The sequence below is a fragment of the Paenibacillus sp. MMS20-IR301 genome (genome assembly GCF_032302195.1).
Classification (GTDB): Bacteria; Bacillota; Bacilli; order Paenibacillales; family Paenibacillaceae; genus Paenibacillus_AQ.
In genome coordinates this window covers 1,524,740-1,545,165 of the sequence record NZ_CP135275.1, presented here as the reverse complement: position 1 = coordinate 1,545,165, position 20,426 = coordinate 1,524,740, and the positions used below count along the sequence as shown (strand labels likewise).

The window sequence follows — 20,426 nt, the reverse complement described above, 5'->3', positions numbered from 1 at the left end:
ATTACAAAGGAGTGCTGAATGCAATGCCCAATTACCGGATTATTGTTGATCTTTCACAGCGTATGTTATACCTGCTTGACAATGACACTGTGACCAGAGGTTTCCCGGTCGGAATCGGCAGAATGCTGACACTTTCACCGGTCGGGGAGTATACGATTATTAACAAGCAGCCTAATCCCGGCGGACCCTTCGGTGCATTCTGGATGGGTCTGTCCAAGCCGCATTACGGAATTCACGGTACCAATGATCCGGCATCAATCGGCCATATGGTCTCACATGGCTGTATCCGCATGTATAATGAAGATGTAGTCGCCCTGGCAGCGATCATCCCAATCGGTACCCGTGTAACCATCAGAGAGTAGCCTCGCAGCTTCCTAAGAACGCTGAACCCCTGTGACTTCTTACATCCTCACAGGGGTTCTTGTTCGTATTCTACTGAATCTACTGAAGGGTCTGGCCATAACCCAGCTCGTCCAGAATATCCTCCGCAAGCTTCCATTGCCCGGCTGGGGACACTTTCATTTTTTTGGCATACAGCACTGCGCTTTTAGTCACCTTCTCAATCAGCCGGCGCCCTTGTTCCTTAGTAATGGACACTTCAACACCGGATCGGCCCACGACCTCCGACAAACAGAAGAAGGCGATCCGCATCGCATAATTCTCCCTGCTGAGGAAATAGAACAAATGAGGCACATTTTTCAGCAGCCGGTCCACCCAATTGGTGATTTCGCGCACCTGATAGACTTCTCTGCGGTCATTCTCATATCCGGTAAAAATCAAAACAACACGGCTCTGCAGCCGTTTTTTCTCATATTTCTTAAACTCCCGCAAGTAGCTCTCCAGCCTGCCCTGCTCCACATCCTCTCTGGACACATAAAGTACAGTTGTACCGGCTATCTCCGGTTCGGATTCTATATCTGTAGCTGTGGCTTCGGCCGCCGGCACCGCCGCACGGTCATTCTCAAGTACAGGCAGACCCAGACGGCTGCGCAATTGATCATCCATTCTCTCATTCACCTTCCATAACTGATTCTATCGTTCATTATACTCCCGTATACTGCGCTGCTCAACGAATCCTCCAGCACAACGCAGCAAGGACATCCCCTGCGGGATGCCCTCGTCTCAAATATAGCCTTACCTCGAAAAATTACAGCACACTGCGGAGCAGACGGATAGCAATCGTATTCAGCCGGATCGCCTCACGGATCGAAGCCCTGGCCGCCAGCAGCTCTCTTCTGGCACGTGAACCGCTTGGAACTCTGCGCAGATTCTCGTTGATTTCTTCAAGCTGTTCCAGCAGGATCGCTCTTTGTGCCAGCAGCGCATTGATCGCTCTACGAATTCTATTACGTTCTCTTTGCGTCATCATTACACCTCTTTTACGTTTTATAGTATAGGAGATGCAAGGATTGCCTTTGGAGCTTGTGTGATTTGGCAGTTATCTTTGGAACTGTTATCGCGGCGGATGCAAGTTACATCACCGGAAGCTAATCTCCCCTACAGCACCGGATTGCAGAAGACTCTGTAACCCCTAATCACAGCTTGATAAAAATGATTTTAAATAGGCCCAGATACCTTTTAGCTGCTGTAACATCCCCGGTTAAAAACTTACTGTTTTGAACATCGGGCAGGCTGAATACAGAGAACAGTATATAATTGTCCCGGAGGGTAAAAGATTCCACCACCGGCTCTCCGACCAGGCTTGATACCCCTTCGCCAATACTGATCCCGATGGAGTCCTCCAGATTATTCAGGGCGTATTTGCTGAAATCGCTCTTCACCGGATTAGTAAGCGCCAGCGCAGCCGCCAGCAGAATAAGAACAAGCAGCACTTTCGGGAAATTCGACTTACGCGCCTTGTACCGGGTCTGCGGCATATCATAACGTGAATTCATCCGTGATCCCTCCTGTTATAATAATTCTTGGATCATAACTGTCAGCGGACTGACAATGAACCTGATGATCAGCAACATTAGATCAACCGGACTGCTGGTTCCGATGTCCGCTCCGGCCCAGTACGGCAGTACAGACGATGGTGATTCCAGCCCGTACTGGTCTGAAATCCGCTCCCGTGTTTCAGCAGATATCCCCCCATCTTCGGTAGCCCCGGCCTGTGAGCACACCAGAACAAGCAACAGCATAATTACAAGTATGGCGATTTTTTTAAGCTTCATCTTATACCTCTATGTATATATATTTGGCCGTATGCCAGACGCTGCTATAAGAATTGTGTTACCACTGTAACAATCAGAATAATTCCTCCGGTAACATACATAACCATTCCTTGTTTATTGCGGTCCTTGACATAGTAATGCAGCCCATTGAAAATCAGACTCCCGCACATCGCCGCCAGCATCCAAAAAAGACTAACTTGCTTTATAGTATCATTATTAGTAATCAGCGAGGTTAACCCTAAAACGATAGTGATTATTGCAAAAATAATACCTGTCATTCTGTAAATGACCTTCATCTGATCCCCCCAAGTTTATCTATAGGGTATATTATATCGGACTTGGTACAATATGTAAAAGACATTCCCCTTATGCTTCTTCGTCTGATAACAAAAAAAGCCCCCGACGCAAGAGCGTCAAGGGCTGCTATATCCTAGTAAAGCGTCATGTACTGATCTCTTTCCCATTGGTGAACCTGGGTCCGGTAGATGTCCCACTCAATTTCTTTGAGCTCGTAGAAGTGGGCCAGTGCATGCTCGCCGAGGGCTTCTGTGATGACATGGCTGCGGATCAGTTCGTTCAGTGCTTCCTTCAGATCGGACGGCAGGCTTGGAATGCCTTCTTCAATCCGCTCTTCTTCGGACATCACATAGATGTTGCGGTCGATTGGAGCCGGAAGCTCCAGCTGGTTCTTAATGCCGTCGAGACCTGCTTTCAGCATTACAGCAAGTGCAAGGTAAGGGTTCGCTGCAGGGTCCGGATTACGGACTTCAACGCGGGTGCTAAGCCCTCTGGAAGCCGGGATACGGATCATCGGGCTGCGGTTACTTGCAGACCAGGCTACATAGCAAGGTGCTTCATAACCAGGCACGAGACGTTTGTAAGAGTTCACTGTCGGATTCGTAATAGCTGCAAAAGCGCGGGCATGCTTCAGAATTCCCGCCATATAGTAACGGGCGGTCTTGCTGAGGCCCAGTGTGTCGCTTTCGTCATAGAACATGTTCTCGCTGCCGTTGAACAAGGATTGGTGTGCGTGCATACCGGATCCGTTCATGCCGAAGAGCGGCTTAGGCATAAATGTAGCATGCAGGCCGTGTTGACGGGCCACCGTCTTCACGACAAGCTTAAAGGTCTGGATCTGATCCGCTGCTTTGATGGCGTCAGCATATTTGAAGTCGATCTCATGCTGGCCGGAAGCAACTTCATGGTGGGAAGCTTCCACTTCAAAGCCCATTTCCTCAAGGGTCAATACGATTTCGCGGCGGCAGTTCTCCCCAAGATCCATCGGCGCCAAATCGAAATATCCCCCCTGATCGTTCAGTTCCATGGTCGGGTTGCCCTTCTCATCCGTTCTGAACAGGAAGAATTCCGGTTCCGGGCCTACGTTCATTGCAGTGAAGCCCATTTCTTCCGCTTCCTGCAGACAACGTTTGAGGATACCGCGCGGGTCTCCGGCAAACGGTGTGCCGTCCGGCATGTATACATCACAGATCAGACGGGCAACACGGCTGTCGGTAACCCAAGGGAAGATAACCCAGGTGCTTAGGTCAGGATACAGGTACATATCGGATTCTTCAATACGGACATAACCTTCGATGGAAGAGCCGTCGAACATCATTTTGTTGTCAAGCGCCTTCTCCAGCTGGCTTACCGGAATTTCTACGTTCTTAATTGTGCCGAGCAAGTCGGTAAATTGCAGGCGAATAAACCGGACGTTCTCGTCCTTGGCAATGCGCAGGATATCCTCTTTAGTAAAACTCACGTTACCCTCTCCCTTTCAACAGCTCTAATAGTTATTTATTAAAAAACCGGGATAGCTCGCCTTGAATCAGAGACACTTGTCCCGGTCTTTTGCCGGAAACCAGTTCCTGCTTAAGCAGACGGTGAAGCTGTGAATCAGACAACTCTCTGCGCCTTACTTCAGTATCAGGGGTAATCACTGTAGCTTCTTCAGATTCCTTCGATACAGGGTTCATTACCTGCTTAATGCCGGCAATATTTACACCTTTTTCAATTAATGCCTTGATCTCCAGCAGACGTTCTACATCATTAAATGAGAATAAACGCTGGTTACCGGATGTACGTGCAGGTACGATCAGGCTGTGCTGCTCATAATAACGAATTTGTCTCGCAGATAAATCGGTTAGCTTCATTACGATTCCTATAGGGAATAATGCCATATTTCTGCGGATTTCATCACCCATGACTCATCCAACCTTCCAATGATCTTTTTCTCATCTCATTGTACATTTCCTTATTTCGCGTGTCAATGGTATGTTAGTTTTTCTCACAGGATTTATTCTGATAATGAATAGATTAGGTGAACAGAATGTCAGTTCCGCGGATTAAGCTTACCGCAGTATATCACATCGGCCGAGCGATAAGCAAAAGTTTCCCGCTCTGCAGCTCCCTTTCGCAAGCTCCAGTCATACCGCGTCATTATACCTGATAGAGTCCCCGCAAATATGAAAATAAATCATGTAATTTGTAATTTCATTTACAGCGATCTGCCCGTCTGGCGAAACCCTTCCCTGCTGAGTCACGTAGAGTGTTATATAAATCAACTATGGGGTGATTGTCATGAAGGATAGCAACTTAGTTTGTAAGGCATGCGGACATAACACTTTTGTTAAAGGTAAAATGGATGGTTACGCCAATGTCAGACCGCTCAATAAACCTTTCAGCTTTGGATCAAAGCTTATTCTGACAATATGCAAGCATTGCGGTGAGGTAGCATCAATGAAAGTAGAGGATTCTAATAAATTCTAGCCAGACAAATAACCGGACACGGCGTAGCTGCGCGTCCGGTTATAACCCTGTTCTTTTATATTCACAGCTGCTGTAGCCTTGATGTCAGCATAACGTTACCACGTGTGCTGCACTACAGTAAGTTCCGCTCCCGCATGCTCTGCAGAGCCATCAGCACGCCATATTTCACATGAGAGTAAGTTAACCCGCCCTGCATATATCCGATGTAAGGAGCACGGATGGGTGCATCAGCGGACAATTCCAGACTTCCCCCCTGTATGAATGTACCTGCCGCCATAATTACAGGATGCTCATAACCAGGCATATCCCAAGGTTCTGGAACGACATGGCTGTCTACAGCAGCCGCACGCTGAATCCCCTGTACGAAGGCAATCAGATGCTCCGGCCCGTCAAAAGACACTGCCTGGATCAGATCACTCCGCGGCTCATCCCAGGCCGGCTTGGTCGTAAAGCCGCAGCGCTGGAACACGGCGGCAGCGAAGATGCTGCCCTTCACAGCCTGTCCTACCGTGTGCGGAGCCATGAACAGCCCCTGATAGAGGCCGCGTGTAGTGCCCAGCATGGCACCTACTTCACCGCCTATGCCCGGGGCTGTCAGGCGGTAGGCTGCGAGCTCTACCAAATCGGCACGGCCGCAGATATAGCCGCCTGTCTCGGCAATCCCGCCGCCCGGATTCTTAATCAGCGAGCCGGCAACAAGGTCAGCACCGGCCTGCGGCGGTTCAATCAGCTCCGTGAATTCACCATAGCAGTTGTCGACAAATACGATGACTCCCGGCTTCAGCGCCTTTACTTTCGTGACCATTTCTCCGATTTCGGCAACCGTGAAGGAGGAGCGCCAGTCATACCCGCGTGAACGCTGAATTCCGATTACCTTCGTTTGATCATTAATGGCTGCGGCAACCGCATCCCAGTCAACCCGCCCACCGGCATCCAGCGCTGTCTCGCGGTAGGTGATGCCGAAGTCGGCCAGGGAGCCTGTTCCGTCACCCGGCTTGCCTACTACCTTATGCAGGGTGTCGTACGGGCGGCCTGTGATGTACAGCAGCTCATCTCCGGGCCGGAGCACGCCGAACAGTGCGGTCGATATGGTATGTGTGCCTGAGGCGAAATGCGGGCGCACCAGCGCAGCTTCTGCACCGAATACTTCAGCATAGACCAGGTCGAGCACTTCCCGCCCCCGGTCGTTATAAGCATACCCGGTAGACCCGGCAAAGTGAAAGTCGCTGACATGCTGGCGCTGGAATGCTTCAATAACCTTCCACTGATTATGATCTACAACTGCTTCGAGACGTTTCACAGCCTTCTCTATTTCTAGCTCTGCAGCTTCCGCTGCCTGTAATAAATCCTCTGCAAATACTGCCATTTCCCCTTAACCTCTCCTTACATTACATTTAACTGCCATATGATGAAGCTTTACCGCAAGAAATTAAGCCCCCGCACAGCAGCTGCCTTCTTCCGGATCATCCGAAAGCGGTACAACTGCTATACAGGGACTTGGATTATCCGGTAACACACATTCGGCGAATCACTCGGAGTCTACGAATTCCGCAAGCTTATAGCTCCACTTATCGTAATCCTCTTTGTTGAGCCGGACCTTGTAGAGTACATCATTCTCATCATATTCCTGCTCCAGCACCTCGCCCACCCGGTAGAGCAGTGAGGACAGATCTCCACGGTCCCCCGGAATACGGAAGGTCAGGGTATCTCCGGCCAGCTCATCACTGATTATCTCTGTAATCCGGGTGAGGTCGTCCGGATTAAACGCACTGATCTTCATATACCCCGGGCCAGCCGGCAGCATCTCCAGCTGCTCCGGCTGGCATAGATCTGTCTTGTTGAACAAGACAATCTGCGGCTTCCCGGCTGCGCCCAGGTCCTGCAGAATGGATCCGACTACCTCCATCTGCTCCTCCCGCATAGGCGAAGATGAATCGACTACATGCAGCACGAGATTCGCTTCATTCACTTCCTCCAGTGTGGCCCGGAATGAAGCAACCAGATCATGCGGCAGATTCTGGATGAATCCGACCGTATCGGTCAGCACCACCTCTTTGCCGCCGGGAAGCTGCAGGACACGCGAGGTGGGGTCAAGTGTTGCGAACAGCTGGTTCTCAATATACACATCGGCATCCGTCAGCTGCTTCAGCAGCGTGGATTTGCCGGCATTGGTATAGCCGACCAGCGCCACCTGAACAGCACCGCTCTTGCGCCGGCGTTCGCGGTGCAGCTCACGCGTCTTGACCACCTCATCAAGCTGGCGCTTCAGCTCGGTTATGCGGCCGCGGATATGCCGGCGGTCCGTCTCCAGCTTGCTCTCCCCGGGACCGCGTGTCCCGATCCCGCCGCCCAGGCGGGACAGATTCTTGCCGTGGCCGGATAAACGCGGCAGCAAATAGGAGAGCTGGGCCAGCTCTACCTGAATTATGCCCTCCCGGGTCTTAGCCCGCCCGGCGAAAATATCCAAAATAAGCTGGGTACGGTCAATAATCTTCAGATCCAGTGCTTCCTCCAGGTTGCGCACCTGTGCTCCGGACAGCTCCTGATCGAAGATAGCCGTATTCGCGCCCAGACCGTCTGCCGCCATCCGCAGCTCTTCAACCTTCCCTTTACCGATGAACCACTTGGAGTCAGGGGTTTCTTTATTCTGCCGCAGGACATCCAGCACCTCTACACCTGCTGTTTCAGCCAGCTGAACCAGCTCCTGAAGCGACAGCTCAGGGTCAATGCCTGTACGTTTGATTTTATCGGTTACCAGACTGACCAGAATGGCCCGGTCCTGCAAATCCGTCTCTGTATCATGTGTTGTGATTGCCATTAATTAAATACTCCTCATCTCTGTACATTCATGTCTCACAGCTTGAAATCCTCGGTCCGCAGCGTCATCAGCTCCTGCTTGCCGGGGCTCGCGCTCTCATACTGGTTCAGCAGCCGCACAGCCTGGGCGCGGACCGCCTTTTCAATACTGTTGCGCACATAACGCGCGTTGCTGAAGGCGTGCAGACTCTCGGTTTTCTCAATCAGCAAGTGCTGCTTTAGCTTGAGTATCGCCTGCGGCATCAGAATATAATCACGCTCCTTGGCCATCAGCTCGGCTATCTGCAGCAATTGGTCAATTGTATAGTCGGGAAACTCCACCTGAATTGGAAAGCGTGAAGGAAGCCCCGGATTGCTCATCAGGAAATAATCGATCTCACCGGAATAGCCGGCCAGAATCAGCACAAACTGGCTGCGGTGGTCTTCCATGGATTTTACAAGTGTATCAATAGCCTCTTTGCCGAAATCCTTGTCACCGCCGCGGGCAAGACTATAGGCTTCATCGATAAAAAGAATGCCGCCCAGCGCCTTTTTGACCAAATCGCGTGTCTTCTGTGCAGTGTGCCCGATATATTCACCCACCAGATCTGCACGCTCCACCTCGATCAGATGTCCTTTGCTGAGCACACCCATCCGCTGGAACAGCTTGGCAACGATCCGGGCTACCGTTGTTTTGCCGGTGCCTGGATTCCCCTTGAACACCATATGATAGGCCTGGCCGCCGCTGGCGAGTCCGGCTTCACTGCGCATCTGGGCTACCTGCAGCAGGGCATATATCTCAAAGACCAGCTCTTTGATATTATCAAGACCCACCAGTGCATCCAGCTCACGGCTCAGCTCCTGAAACAGCCCGCTGTGGCTGCTGGTCTTAGGAGGTACCGTCCCGCCGGCGGTCTCTAGCGGTGTACCGCCCGCCGGTGCCGGCTCCTGATTCCTCAGCACAATATTGATCTGCCTTGACGGTCTGCCTTCATCCCGTCCGCTTGCCGCCGCTACATGTCCGTTCACCTTGTTCACCTCATTATACAGGGCTGACTTGCTCTAACCAGTCTATTCCGGCACAAGAGGCGTTATTAGCAGTTTCGGAAATTAGCAGAGTTACAAGTGGAAACGGCTACGCCGTCCTTAAGAGGACGGTATCCGTTTCAGCGAGTAATCGAAGGATCACTGATCGTGTGAAACATATAAATTCTTATATTATAAGGACAGCTGCTGCAGTTTCCACTTCGTGTAGGCCAGAATTTCGCGTGTCTTATACTTAAACATCGACATAACCTCAGAGGTGGTAACCCCCAGCTCAGGGTTCGTATACCCAAGCTCACGGGCCATTTCCAGAGCCCTCCGGCCATGGAAATCATGTGTAATGATCACTGCAGTAGACAAGCCCTCCTGTTGCATGACAGCCTTACTGAACAGCAGATTCTCATAAGTGCTGGTAGACTTCTGTTCTAGAATGATAACTTCCTCAGGCACACCATGAGCAGTCAAATAGCGCTGCATCCCTTCAGCTTCAGTGTACTTGTAATCCGGGTGATCCAGCCCTCCGGACACCACGAAATGGCTGAACGCCCCTGACTTGTAGAGCTTAAGCCCGTAATCCAGCCGTTCCTTCAGACCGGGACTGGGCTCATCTCCCCACATCGACATTCCCAGAATCACTCCTGCATCCGCTTTCGCCATAGGTGAGGTTGTAACTGCACTGTTAATCCTGCCGAAAGCCACAATAGACCAGAGCAGTCCGGCGGTAATCAGCACCGCAAGCAGAATCCACCATCCCCGTCTCCGGCGGACAGGGCGGTTCCGTGAGAATCTGCGGATCGGGGTTGCTCCTGTCTGATACACATTCCATTCCATGTTTATTTCCTCCTGAATTCTCCGTGATGAAACAATTCGGCACGATGCTTCAGTGAAAGGGAGAAATAAGGAAAGGCGTGGGCATCTATGCTGCGCAATATTGTATTCGCTGTAGACCAGGCTAAATTATAATCACTGTCGGTAATATCTCCCCGCTCCAGCGCTTCCTCCAGCTCATCCTCATCCAGCAAATACACCTCGCCGTTCCACAGCACTACAACATCCAGGTACAAATCATCAAACCAGGGAACCCCCTGATCCGTAACCCCCTGAACCTTGCAGGTATCAATATACCATTGTACAATATTCTGCCGTTCATCAAACATAGCCGTCACAATATAGTGGCTGTCTTTGGGAAAATACTGCAGCCATGAATATCCTTTGTCCGCAATGCGGTATGTATGCCTGCCATAGCTCTTCCATAGCGGCTCTTTCAGCCCGTAAATCGTATACAATGTGATATAACCGCTAAACTCCCGGGTTTCCACATAGCGGCAGGCAAAATGGCGGCGCGTAATCCGGCGCCAGTTGGCCCGGTCTCCGAATTTACGTTTCATATGATTAACCCTCTTCTGATAATGGTGCCTTCAGCTTAACACATTTCGCCAGGACACTCAAAACATCCCTATCAAACTGGCGGAAATATTTTCTGGATGATTCTGCTTATTGATAATAAAAACCCCGCCAGCCGGAAATTCTGCAGGAAGCAGAATCCCCAGGGCTGGCAGGGCTGGTGTTGCCGCTGATCTCACAGACATGCAGCGGGTCAGTAAATATGCTATGGGGTTGTGACACCATCAACCACACCTGTATCCGGATCACTGCCGGGAGCTGTTACCGGACCCTGCTCCGGCTCTATTGTTGGTTCCGGTGTCGGCAACGGTTCAGGAGTCACCTGTACCGGAGGAGGAGTAATCTCAGGAATCACCGGACCCCCGTTATTGCCGTTTCCGTTTCCGTTTCCATTGCCGTTGCCGTTGCCATTTCCGTTTCCGTTGTTACCGTTACCGTTTCCGTTATTTCCGCCACCCAGCGGGTCATCCGTCGGCAGGCCCGGTTCCAGAGTCGGTTCCGGCTCAGGTGTCTGCAGCTCATCCTGGACGGACACCGTCACAGTATCTGACTGCTCGCTTTCCGTAGCGGTTTCAGGATTATAGGCAGTAACATAATACTCATAAGTCAGCCCCGGCATGGCGCTGATATCTCCGATACTGGTGGCCATTGTACCGAGCTGCTGGGTAAATTCAGCTTCTGAAGTCTCCCTGCGGTAAATGCGGTATTCCACCCCGCCTGCTTCAACCGGGTTCCAGTTCAGGTTAACCGTCATCGTTGAAGGATCATATGCTGCCTGCAGGCCGGTTACGATGGAGACAGCCTCAGGAGTAGGTGTTGGTTCAGGCTCTGACGCCCCTTTCGGGACCGGGAAGGATTTCGCCGGAATATCCCGCAGCGCTTCCTCCATCACCTTACCCCAGAAGGCAGCAGCCAGCGGACTGCTGTTCTTCAGCAGATGTTTCTTGCTGGGCTTGTCGTAGCCCATCCAGACCGCTGCGGTCCACTCCGGCGTATAACCGACGAACCAGACATCACGGTTCGAGCTGATACCGCTGTAGCCGCTCTGCGTCGTTCCCGTTTTACCGGCTACGGGACGGTTAATTTTCGCTTTTTTACCTGTACCATCCTGTACGACCTTCTGCATCATCTCGGTCATCTGATAAGCAGTTTCCTCACTCATCACCCGTTCAGCACTTGTGTTAGCCTTATACACCGTCTTACCGTCGGCATTCTCAATTGACTTAATGGAGTAGGCATCCCGCAGCTCACCGCCGCTCGCAAACGCACTGTAAGCCTGGGCCATCTCCAGGGTGTTCGTTCCTTCGCTCATTCCGCCGAGGGCAAGCGAGAGGTTCTTGTCTTCATCCTTCAGGTTAATCCCCAGCTTCTTGGCGAACTGGAAGCCGGTGTTGACACCAATCTCATTGAGCAGCCAGACTGCCGGAATATTCTCGGATTTCGTCAGGGCATCCCCCATGCTGATGGTGGTCGAATAGCCATGAAGGTTGTTCGGGCAGTAGGTGCCGAAGCACTGCTTCTCATTGCTCAGCATGGAGGTAGTCGTAAATTTCCCGCTCTCCAGTGCCGGAGCATAAGCTACCAGCGGCTTGAACGACGAGCCCGGTGAACGGCGGCTGCCGTCAACGCGGCTGTAGCCTTTTTTCTCATAATTGCGTCCGCCCATAAGCGCCACAATGCTGCCGTTCTCCTGATTGATGATGGTCATCGAGCCCTGTACCAGCTCGTCGTCCACGCTTTTCTCAAAATTGTCATCGTCGGCAAAAGCAGCCTCTATCGTCTCCTGGGCATGCTTATCCATCGTTGTATAGATTTTATATCCGCCGATATTCAGATCATCCTCGGTCAAAGCAAATTTTTCCTCGGCTTCGTCTACTACATAATCAATGAAAGCCTGATAGCGCTGCTTACTCTCTGGCGGTGTATAGTCGTAATCCACGGCCTTGGCTTCGTCCATCTGCTCCTTGGTAATCTCCTTCTGGTCATACATGAGCTGAAGCACGACCGCACGGCGCTCCTTGGACAGCTCCGGATTACGCAGCGGATTATACCGGGAAGGGCCCTTCGGCATAGCCGCCAGGGTCGCCATTTCCCACAGGTCCAGCTTGCTCAGATCACTCTTGCCGAAATAACGGATGGAGGCAGCCTTAATCCCATACGTCGTTCCGCCAAAATTAATCCGGTTCAAATACATGGTGATGATATCTTCTTTGGTGAAGTCATTCTCCAGCGCGATCGCAATCGACAGCTCGGTTGCTTTACGGAAGAATGTCTTGTCACGGGTCAAGAAGATATTTTTGGCCAGCTGCTGGGTAATCGTACTTCCGCCCTCAACCATGCTGCGGGCAGCAATATCCTTGACGGCCGCCCGGCCGATCGACCAGAAATCGACGCCTTTATGATCGAGGAACCGTTTGTCTTCTGTTGCTATAAAAGCCGTTACCAGCAATGGAGGAAGATCCTCGTAATCGACGGGATCACTTTTCTCCAGTGACAGCTCACCGATCAGATTCGCATTACGGTCAAAAATCTGGGTCGGCGGGTTCAAGGTTAATTTATCTTTGTTCTCATTCAGCAGCTTCTCCCCGTTCAGCATAATGAACAAATAGCCGCCCAGCGCACAAAAAATCGCCAGTGCTGTCGCAAAGAACAGTGTCCATAGTACGCGTTTCTTGGTTAGAAACTTCTTTTTCTTCTTAGGCTTTCCTTTGGAATTCGGCGGACTTGCGCTTCTGTCTCTATTCCCATTCCTGGTTAGCTGGTCTCGTGACATGATGCCTCCTGACTCCCTTAACGGAAAAATCTCTGGTTTCTGTTCCCGAATGAAAAGAACAACCTTCTCAGGTTGCTCTCTCGCACTCTCTATTCAAACGATTTATAAGCAAAAAGGTTTCGCTTCAAGGCGGTAAAACTTAAATCTCGTTCGTATTGTCCTGCATCAGCGATACGCTGCGCTGCGGGGTAAAGGTCGAAATCGCATGCTTGTACACCATCTGCTGGCGTCCGTCACTGTCGATCACAATGGTGAAGTTGTCGAAGGCTTTGATAATCCCCCGGATCTGGAAGCCGTTGGTCAAATATACTGTAGCAGGGATATTCTCTTTACGCAGTTGGTTCAAGAACGTATCTTGGATGTTAATGGACTTGTTCATATGACGTACCCCCAATGGTTCAATTAGATTGTTCAGAAGTATATTCAAGACCTGAGAGAAACTTTCCTGCTATTATAGCATGTATTTTTGCAAAATTCTCAGAAAAATTTTGACTCTCGTCGACGTCGATCCACTGAATTTCCTTCATGTGGCGAAACCATGACAACTGTCTTTTGGCGAAACGGCGGGTATCGCGCTTTAGCAGGGTCACAGCTTCTTCAAGCGTAGTCTCTCCCTCCAGGTAGGCGGCAATCTCTTTGTAGCCCAGTCCCTGCATCGATACCAGGCTACTGCTGTAGCCGCGTTCCAGCAGTCCTTGTACCTCTGCCACGAGTCCTTCCGCCAGCATCTGATCGATTCGGTCTTCAATACGTTTATATAGTATTTTCCGGTCCATTGTCAAACCGATGAGGCAAAGCTCGTAGGGAGATTCCTTTGTCTGCCCGGCAAGAGAGTCGGAAAGCGGGGCTCCGGTCTGGTGATGAATCTCCAGCGCACGGATGATTCTCCGCCGGTCATTCGGGTGCAGCCGCTCCGCACTGGCCGGATCAACTGCCGCCAGCCGGGCATGCAGCGCCTCCGCTCCATGCTCTTCAGCATAAGCGTCAAGCTCGCTGCGGTAAGCCTCGTCAGCCACCGCTTCAGAGAAGCGGAAGCCGTAACAGAGGGACTCGATATACAGTCCGGTTCCGCCGACGATAAACGGCAGCTTGCCCCTGCTGCTGATCTCTTCAATCAGCCGGGTGCCCTGCTCCTGGAATTCAGCAGTGGAGTAAGCATCCTGCGGATCATGGATATCAATCAGATGGTGGGCAATGCCCTGCATCTCAGGCTGCGTGATCTTGGCCGTTCCGATATCCATGCCGCGGTACACCTGCATCGAGTCACCAGAAATAATCTCGGCATTAAGCGCCTCTGCCAGTTCAAGGCTGAGCCTTGTCTTGCCGACGGCTGTCGGCCCCAGCAGCACGAGTACTCTATGTTTCTTCTCAGTTGTCAAGCGAAATCACCCCGTATGATGTTTTGGCACTGGCCCGCAGCAGCTCTGTGAAGCCCAGCCGGGTGAATTCTCCGCTCAGCGCTTTCTCCTTAAGCAGTACAGTCTTGCGCGCCACACGGACCGCCTCCGCCACGCTCTCCTCCGACAATGCTGCCGGATTGGCGAATTGCCGCAGCGGTGAGATCGCAGCGGATTCTGTCAGCGGCACCCGGAACATCGGATCGAAATAGATGATGTCAATGCTGTTGTCCGGCTGTGTCCGAAGATAATCCAGATGATCAGCCCGCACCACATTGACCCTGCGCAGCGCCTCATTCACCTTAGGCTGGCCTGAAACATACTGGCTCATCCCCTCCAGAAGCAGCGCAAACAGGGGAAGCGAGCTCTCCAGTGCTGTAACCTGCGAGGTCTCGCCTCCACTGACAGCAAAGAGCAGTGCGTCACCGCCAAGCCCTGCGGTACAATCCAGGACGCTGTCACCAGGCAGCAGTCGCGCCGCTTCGATCATCGGGTCACTTTCGCCCCGGATGATCCGCTTCGCCCGGACAAACCCCATACTGGGGTGAAACTCCATTGGCGGCATCTCCGGCGTAATCAGCCGGACCGCCTCCTGCAGGACGACCAGAATCTGTCCGTCCCCGTAATGCTGCACCAGCTTGCTCATGGAGAATCTGGCCCGCGGCGCATAAGCACAGCCGGTGACCTCCGCGAGCTTACGGGCGCGTAATACGATTTCCGGTATCGGGTCAAAACCCGTTGTAATAATCATGTTGCCTCCGATCTTGCACTTATCAAATGTACAATACTGCCTTACATTACCCGTTTGAACAGCTTCTCCAGATCATACGCGGAGAACGAAACGACGATCGGCCGTCCATGCGGGCAGGTATAGGGCTGCCGGCAGGCGGCCAGCCGGGAAAGCAGCGACTCTACTTCCAGCTCCGTAAGCTTCTGGTTGGCCTTGATAGAAGCCTTACAGGAGCAGAGGATTGACGATTTCTCGCGCAGCTTGGCGAGGTCGATCGACCGCTCACTCAGTACCCACTCCGCCATCTCTTCTATGACGGCCTTCTCATCCCCTTCCGGGAACCAGTACGGCAGGGAACGGACGAGGAACGTCTGGCCGCCGAAATGCTCCAGGAACACCCCGGCCTGCTGGAACCAGTGCAGCCGTTCGCTAAGCTGCCGGCTCTCCGACGGCGTGAACTCCAGCGTAATCGGCAGCAGCAGCTCCTGTGAGGCATCCTCAGGCTTGCCGAATTTCTCATAATAAAATTCATAATTCACCCGTTCATGCGCCGCGTGCTGGTCAATCAGGTACAGCCCGCTGTCATTCTGGGCGATAATATACGTTCCGTGATGCTGCCCGATATAGTTAAGCTCAGGAAATTGCGGCAGCCCGCTGTCTTTGGCATCAGTTCCGGCGGGCGCATACAGCTCTTCAGCGGAAGGCATCTGCGCCTGCGGGCGGTAGCCCGCGCCTGCTGCATTGGCGCGCGGAGAGGATGGCGGCTGTACGCCGGCATTGCCCCGGTACGGCGCTTGCAGCGGAGTGCCGCTGCCGTACGCCGCAGCGGCTTCCCTGGCCTGAGGCTGCTGCGGCAGCGGAAGGCCGGACCCGCGCTGCGGGCTCCCGGCAGCAGCTGTGCTGCCGGAGAATGGAGCAGCGCTGTACCCGGATACCGGCGGCTGACTGCCGGTATCCGGGCTTACGGCAAGCGGAGGCATAATATTGCCTCCGCGCGGGACATCAGCAGGCGTTGTTAGACCGCCTGGCTGGCTCTGGCCGCTGCGCTCTGCGGTGGCTGCCCCTTTGGAGAAGGCAAACTGCTCCTGGATGAAGGAGCTGCTGTTCTTGCCGCCGATGATCTCCTTCGTCGGGCGCGGGATCAGTGTCTGGCCCATCAGCAGGCTGCGGAGCTGCTGCTCCACGAAGGTGAACAGCTCACTTTCCTTGCTGAAGCGGACCTCCAGCTTGGCCGGATGCACGTTGACATCGACCAGGGAAGGATGCATGTCCAGCTGCAGCACCAGCAGCGGGTACCGGTTAATCGGCAGCAGGGTATGATAAGCACGCATAATCGCGGCATTCAGCCCGTTGCTGCGGATATACCGTCCGCCGACAATCGTCGTAACCGCATTGCGGTTCGAGCGGGTCCATTCCGGGCGGCTGATAAACCCCGTAATCCGGTAATCCGGGTCTTCTGCGGAAACAGCGAGCATTGACTTGGCGGCAGAAGTACCGTAGACCGCGGCGATAACCTGCAGCAGGTCACCATTGCCCAGCGTATGCAGCAGCTGATTGCCGTTATGATGCAGAGTAAACGAGATCTGCGGATGAGCCAGCGCCATCCGGTACATGGCATCCGAGATATGTCCGAGCTCCGTCTGGATGCTCTTCATATATTTCAGCCGCGCCGGTGTATTGTAGAACAATTCCCGGACGGTGAGATCACTGCCCCGGCCGGATGGAGCATCCTCATTCGTGATCAGCTTCCCGCCTTCAATCTCGAGCAGCCGTCCCTTGCCGTCATCACTGCTTGCAGTCAGCAGTGACACCTTCGATACCGCCGCGATACTGGGCAGTGCTTCTCCGCGGAACCCGAGGCTCGTGATCAGGAACAGATCGCGGCCGTTCGCAATTTTGCTTGTAGCATGGCGGTAAAAAGCCGTCTCGCAGTCCTCCGGCTCAATCCCCGAGCCGTTATCCTTCACCCGGATGCTCTGAAGTCCGCCTTCCTCCACCGACACCTCGATCCGGGTGCTGCCCGCATCGATCGCATTCTCGACAAGCTCCTTCACCACAGAAGCGGGACGCTCCACCACTTCCCCGGCAGCAATCTGGTTGGCAATATGCTCATCCAGCACATGAATTTTCGCCATGAAATTCACCCCCGATTTGTTATAGACGTATACTTTGGCCACCACGGTGGCAAACAGACTGAATGTATGCGGAAAACCGAATACATTCGGTTCCACGATGGTAATCAGACCCAATGTATGCGGAAAACGGTATACATTTGGTTGCTAAAATCGGCTACAGCTCTCTGGCCTTCAGCTTCAGCTCATTCAGCAGGCCCATAGCCTGCAGCGGCGTCATGTTCATCAGATCAGCGCCCTGCACAGCTGAGATAAGCTCTTTAAGCAGCGGATTCTCCTTGGCTGGAGATGCGATGGCCCCGCCCTTGCGGTTCCTGCGCGGCTCCTCCTCACCAAAGATGGAGAGCTGCACCACCTCATTGTCCGCTTCTCCCGCCGGAGAAGCAAGTGAAGCCGCTGCTTCCAGCTCAGCTGCTGCGGCAACTTCCAAATCCGGCATCAGGTGTGCACCCTGCTGCTCACGGATAACCGGCCCGCTGCCGGAATGTTCATTGTAGCCTGCACCGTAATTCAGCGGCACGCTGCCCGGAGGCGACGCCTGCTCGATGCTCTGCAGCAGACCGTAAGCACGGTCGATAATGCCTTCCGGCAGTCCGGCTAATCTGGCACAGTAAATCCCATAGCTGCTGTCGGCAGCTCCCGGAACGAGCTTACGCAGGAAGTTCACCTTGTCCCCGCTCTCCTGCACCGCCATTGAATAGTTGCGGAGGCCTTGAAGACTCTGTTCCAGATGGGCCAGCTCGTGGAAATGTGTTGAGACCAGCGCCTTGCAGGCAATGGTATCATGCACATATTCGATCACTGCCTGGGCAATTGCCATGCCCTCACTGGTGGAAGTTCCCCGGCCCAGCTCGTCGATGATAATCAGACTGCGCGCGGTTGCCTTTTCCGTCATCACCTGGATATCGGCCATCTCGACCATGAACGTACTCTGGCCGCCAATCAGGTCATCTGCTGCACCGATCCGCGTGAAGATACGGTCAATCAGCGGCACCTCGGCACTGGCTGCCGGAACAAAGCAGCCGATCTGGGCCATAATGCAGATGAGCGCCACCTGGCGCATGTACGTGCTTTTACCCGCCATGTTCGGCCCGGTAATCAAAAGGATATTGCCCTCATCCTTGCTCAGCGTGCTGCCGTTGGCAATAAACGCCGAATCCTTAAGCACAGCCTCAACCACCGGATGGCGTCCGCCTTCGAGCCGCAGATCATAGCCGTCGGACAGCTTCGGCTTCACGAACCGGTGCTCCGCACTGACTGCTGCAAGGCACTGATACACATCAATCTCCGCAACCTTCTCGGCAAGCGCCTGAAGACGCGGCACCTGGGCGCTGATCCGTTCGCGCAATTCGGTGAACAGGCTGTATTCAAGGTCAGTCATCTTATCCTGGGCTTCCAGAATCAGCGCTTCCTTCTCCTTCAGCTCCGGTGTAACATAACGCTCGGCGTTAGCCAGCGTCTGCTTGCGCTCATACCGGCCTTCCGGCAGCGACGACAGGTTCGCGCGGGTAATTTCAATGTAATAACCGAAGATTTTGTTATAGCCGATCTTAAGGGATTTAATCCCCGTCACCTGGCGTTCCTTGGCTTCAAGCTCCGCAATCCACTGCTTGCCGCTGCTGCTGGCCTGACGCAGCTCATCCAGCCGCTCATGATAGCCGCTGCGGATAATTCCGCCGTCACGGACCGAGACCGGCGCATCCTCGACAATGGCCTGCTCAATATCCTCACGCAGCTCCGCACAGACATCCATCGACGCCCCGATCTCCCGGAGCGTGGCAGATCCAGAGGACAGGCACAGCTCCTTCAGATCCGGAATCTGGGCCAAGGACAGCTTCAGCGCATTCATATCCCGCCCGTTTGCGCTGCCGAAGGCAATACGTCCGACCAACCGCTCCAGATCATAAATCTCTTTCAGCGCACCGCGCAGATCCTCACGGACAATAAACTGGTTGTACAGATAGTCTACCGCTTCCAGCCGGCGCTCAATCGGCGCCCGCTGCAGCAGCGGCTTGTCAATCCGGCGGCGCAGCAGACGGCCGCCCATGGAGGTCTCGGTGCGGTCGAGGAGCCAGAGGAGCGAGCCTTTTTTGGAACGTTCCCGTACCGTTTCCGTCAGCTCCAGATTACGCCGGGTGAACGGGTCGAGAATCATATAGTTGCCCGGCTCATATGGCGAAATCTGGGTAAGCTGTCCCAGCGACCGGCGCTGGGTCTCACTGAAATAGGAGATCAGAAGCGAGAGACAGTGCCCGCGTTCCTTCTCCAGCCGGACCCAGGCCGCTTCGCCGAACTGGCGGCGGGCCAAAGCCTCTTCCTGCTTGTCCCACGGGGTATAGACTACCGGCTTCGCGAGCAGGGAAGCCTCACTGCGAAGCTGCTCTAGCAGTGCCGCATCACCGATAATCTCCGCCGGTTCATAGATCCCGATCTCGTCCCGCAGCCATTCGGTGCTGGCGAGTACAGAGGTGACATACAGCTCACCTGTCGTTAAATCACAGGCAGCCAGCGCCATCATTCCATCCTCTTCTGTAACGCAGACGAGGTAGTTATTGCTTTTATCCGTAATGATCTTGCCATCCATCACTGTACCCGGGGTTACCACCCGGACTATATCACGGCGGACCATTCCCTTCGTCACGGCCGGATCATCAAGCTGCTCACAGATGGCGACCTTGTAGCCTTTTTCAATCAGGCGCTGGATATATCCTTCGGCGGCATGATACGGCACACCGCACATTGGAATCTTCTCTCCTACTCCGCCGTCGCGGCCGGTTAACGTAATCTCAAGCTCCTTGGACGCAAGCAGCGCATCCTCAAAGAACATTTCATAGAAATCGCCCAGACGAAAGAAAAGGAAAGCGTCCTTGGCTCCTTCCTTAACCTTTAAATACTGCTGAATCATCGGCGTATAGTTTGCCATCGTCTACCTCCATGCCTACTTCATACTGCTCTCTATTATAGCAGAAACTTTGCATTCAGAGTTACCCGGAGCAGCTCCTCCCCGCCTGCTAAAACCTGGCTCACCGCAAAAACCCCGAGCATCCGCGGCATTTTGCCCGTATTACATGTACCTGAATGCTCTCCTTGGCAGTTCACTTCAGGATGTGAGATGATAATCAAATGAATAGAGTGATAGGATGAAGCAGATTCGCCGGTCCGGATACAACCCGCAGCATGCAGGGAATTCACTGGCTGCTTACCGGACAT

19 protein-coding genes are annotated in these 20,426 nt (G+C 53.3%); 1 reads left to right on the top strand and 18 read right to left on the bottom strand.

Translation table 11 applies throughout. The annotated features are described in order from the left end of the window. Positions 1-23: 23 nt before the first annotated feature. Complete coding sequence (locus tag LOS79_RS06815) at positions 24-362, top strand: L,D-transpeptidase (protein ID WP_315417332.1); 339 nt, start codon at positions 24-26, stop codon at positions 360-362. 79 nt (positions 363-441) lie between these two features. Here the strand turns inward: LOS79_RS06815 and LOS79_RS06810 are convergent, their stop codons facing one another. The 18 genes from LOS79_RS06810 to mutS form a co-directional block, all read right to left on the bottom strand. After that, on the bottom strand, positions 442-1,005 hold the full coding sequence (locus tag LOS79_RS06810) for a hypothetical protein (protein WP_315417329.1): 564 nt from the start codon (positions 1,003-1,005) through the stop codon (positions 442-444). 142 nt (positions 1,006-1,147) lie between these two features. Further along, positions 1,148-1,369, bottom strand: a complete 222-nt coding sequence (locus LOS79_RS06805; RefSeq protein WP_315417326.1) for a hypothetical protein — start codon at positions 1,367-1,369, stop codon at positions 1,148-1,150. 166 nt (positions 1,370-1,535) lie between these two features. Next, positions 1,536-1,895, bottom strand: coding sequence for a hypothetical protein (locus tag LOS79_RS06800; protein WP_315417323.1), 360 nt, complete (start codon positions 1,893-1,895; stop codon positions 1,536-1,538). A 15-nt stretch (positions 1,896-1,910) separates the two neighbouring features. Further along, entirely contained in the window at positions 1,911-2,174 is a 264-nt protein-coding gene (locus LOS79_RS06795; RefSeq protein ID WP_315417320.1) for a hypothetical protein, read from the bottom strand. Between the two features lie 44 nt (positions 2,175-2,218). Beyond that, complete coding sequence (locus tag LOS79_RS06790; protein ID WP_315417318.1) at positions 2,219-2,452, bottom strand: hypothetical protein; 234 nt, start codon at positions 2,450-2,452, stop codon at positions 2,219-2,221. A 152-nt stretch (positions 2,453-2,604) separates the two neighbouring features. Then, positions 2,605-3,933: a type I glutamate--ammonia ligase gene (glnA, locus tag LOS79_RS06785; protein WP_315417315.1), complete on the bottom strand. Its 1,329-nt coding sequence runs from the start codon at positions 3,931-3,933 to the stop codon at positions 2,605-2,607. A gap of 31 nt (positions 3,934-3,964) precedes the next feature. Then, positions 3,965-4,375, bottom strand: a complete 411-nt coding sequence (locus LOS79_RS06780) for a MerR family transcriptional regulator (protein ID WP_019910684.1) — start codon at positions 4,373-4,375, stop codon at positions 3,965-3,967. Positions 4,376-5,052: 677 nt separating this feature from the next. Further along, positions 5,053-6,306, bottom strand: a complete 1,254-nt coding sequence (locus LOS79_RS06775; RefSeq protein WP_315417250.1) for a methionine gamma-lyase family protein — start codon at positions 6,304-6,306, stop codon at positions 5,053-5,055. Positions 6,307-6,468: 162 nt separating this feature from the next. Beyond that, positions 6,469-7,758 (bottom strand): GTPase HflX, encoded by a 1,290-nt coding sequence (hflX, locus tag LOS79_RS06770; RefSeq protein WP_315417247.1) that lies wholly within the window; start codon positions 7,756-7,758, stop codon positions 6,469-6,471. Positions 7,759-7,793: 35 nt separating this feature from the next. Continuing rightward, positions 7,794-8,765, bottom strand: a complete 972-nt coding sequence (locus LOS79_RS06765; protein WP_315417245.1) for an AAA family ATPase — start codon at positions 8,763-8,765, stop codon at positions 7,794-7,796. 189 nt (positions 8,766-8,954) lie between these two features. Next, complete coding sequence (locus LOS79_RS06760; protein ID WP_315417242.1) at positions 8,955-9,611, bottom strand: YdcF family protein; 657 nt, start codon at positions 9,609-9,611, stop codon at positions 8,955-8,957. A gap of 2 nt (positions 9,612-9,613) precedes the next feature. Then, entirely contained in the window at positions 9,614-10,168 is a 555-nt protein-coding gene (locus tag LOS79_RS06755; RefSeq protein ID WP_315417240.1) for a ribonuclease FAU-1 family protein, read from the bottom strand. 221 nt (positions 10,169-10,389) lie between these two features. Then, positions 10,390-12,957 (bottom strand): transglycosylase domain-containing protein, encoded by a 2,568-nt coding sequence (locus LOS79_RS06750; RefSeq protein WP_315417237.1) that lies wholly within the window; start codon positions 12,955-12,957, stop codon positions 10,390-10,392. A gap of 139 nt (positions 12,958-13,096) precedes the next feature. Beyond that, on the bottom strand, positions 13,097-13,336 hold the full coding sequence (gene hfq, locus LOS79_RS06745; RefSeq protein WP_315417234.1) for an RNA chaperone Hfq: 240 nt from the start codon (positions 13,334-13,336) through the stop codon (positions 13,097-13,099). Positions 13,337-13,355: 19 nt separating this feature from the next. Further along, complete coding sequence (gene miaA / locus LOS79_RS06740; protein WP_315417232.1) at positions 13,356-14,336, bottom strand: tRNA (adenosine(37)-N6)-dimethylallyltransferase MiaA; 981 nt, start codon at positions 14,334-14,336, stop codon at positions 13,356-13,358. Next, the gene (locus LOS79_RS06735; RefSeq protein ID WP_315417229.1) at positions 14,326-15,105 is read right to left on the bottom strand and encodes a class I SAM-dependent methyltransferase; all 780 of its coding nucleotides are present in this window, start codon (positions 15,103-15,105) and stop codon (positions 14,326-14,328) included. The genes miaA and LOS79_RS06735 overlap by 11 nt, the downstream gene beginning before the upstream one ends. A gap of 41 nt (positions 15,106-15,146) precedes the next feature. Further along, positions 15,147-17,219, bottom strand: coding sequence for a DNA mismatch repair endonuclease MutL (gene mutL, locus LOS79_RS06730; protein ID WP_315422038.1), 2,073 nt, complete (start codon positions 17,217-17,219; stop codon positions 15,147-15,149). Positions 17,220-17,373: 154 nt separating this feature from the next. Further along, positions 17,374-20,139: a DNA mismatch repair protein MutS gene (gene mutS, locus LOS79_RS06725; RefSeq protein ID WP_315417228.1), complete on the bottom strand. Its 2,766-nt coding sequence runs from the start codon at positions 20,137-20,139 to the stop codon at positions 17,374-17,376. Between the last annotated feature and the right edge of the window lie 287 nt (positions 20,140-20,426).

Coding starts and splice junctions, on each gene's coding strand:
- LOS79_RS06790 (WP_315417318.1), bottom strand. CDS start 2,452: ATGACAGGTATTATTTTTGCAATAATCACTATCGTTTTAGGGTTAACC.
- LOS79_RS06795 (WP_315417320.1), bottom strand. CDS start 2,174: ATGAAGCTTAAAAAAATCGCCATACTTGTAATTATGCTGTTGCTTGTT.
- LOS79_RS06775 (WP_315417250.1), bottom strand. CDS start 6,306: ATGGCAGTATTTGCAGAGGATTTATTACAGGCAGCGGAAGCTGCAGAG.
- LOS79_RS06810 (WP_315417329.1), bottom strand. CDS start 1,005: ATGGATGATCAATTGCGCAGCCGTCTGGGTCTGCCTGTACTTGAGAAT.
- LOS79_RS06815 (WP_315417332.1), top strand. CDS start 24: ATGCCCAATTACCGGATTATTGTTGATCTTTCACAGCGTATGTTATAC.
- LOS79_RS06750 (WP_315417237.1), bottom strand. CDS start 12,957: ATGTCACGAGACCAGCTAACCAGGAATGGGAATAGAGACAGAAGCGCA.
- mutS (WP_315417228.1), bottom strand. CDS start 20,139: ATGGCAAACTATACGCCGATGATTCAGCAGTATTTAAAGGTTAAGGAA.
- hfq (WP_315417234.1), bottom strand. CDS start 13,336: ATGAACAAGTCCATTAACATCCAAGATACGTTCTTGAACCAACTGCGT.
- hflX (WP_315417247.1), bottom strand. CDS start 7,758: ATGGCAATCACAACACATGATACAGAGACGGATTTGCAGGACCGGGCC.
- mutL (WP_315422038.1), bottom strand. CDS start 17,219: ATGGCGAAAATTCATGTGCTGGATGAGCATATTGCCAACCAGATTGCT.
- LOS79_RS06760 (WP_315417242.1), bottom strand. CDS start 9,611: ATGGAATGGAATGTGTATCAGACAGGAGCAACCCCGATCCGCAGATTC.
- LOS79_RS06755 (WP_315417240.1), bottom strand. CDS start 10,168: ATGAAACGTAAATTCGGAGACCGGGCCAACTGGCGCCGGATTACGCGC.
- LOS79_RS06735 (WP_315417229.1), bottom strand. CDS start 15,105: ATGATTATTACAACGGGTTTTGACCCGATACCGGAAATCGTATTACGC.
- LOS79_RS06805 (WP_315417326.1), bottom strand. CDS start 1,369: ATGATGACGCAAAGAGAACGTAATAGAATTCGTAGAGCGATCAATGCG.
- LOS79_RS06780 (WP_019910684.1), bottom strand. CDS start 4,375: ATGGGTGATGAAATCCGCAGAAATATGGCATTATTCCCTATAGGAATC.
- LOS79_RS06800 (WP_315417323.1), bottom strand. CDS start 1,895: ATGAATTCACGTTATGATATGCCGCAGACCCGGTACAAGGCGCGTAAG.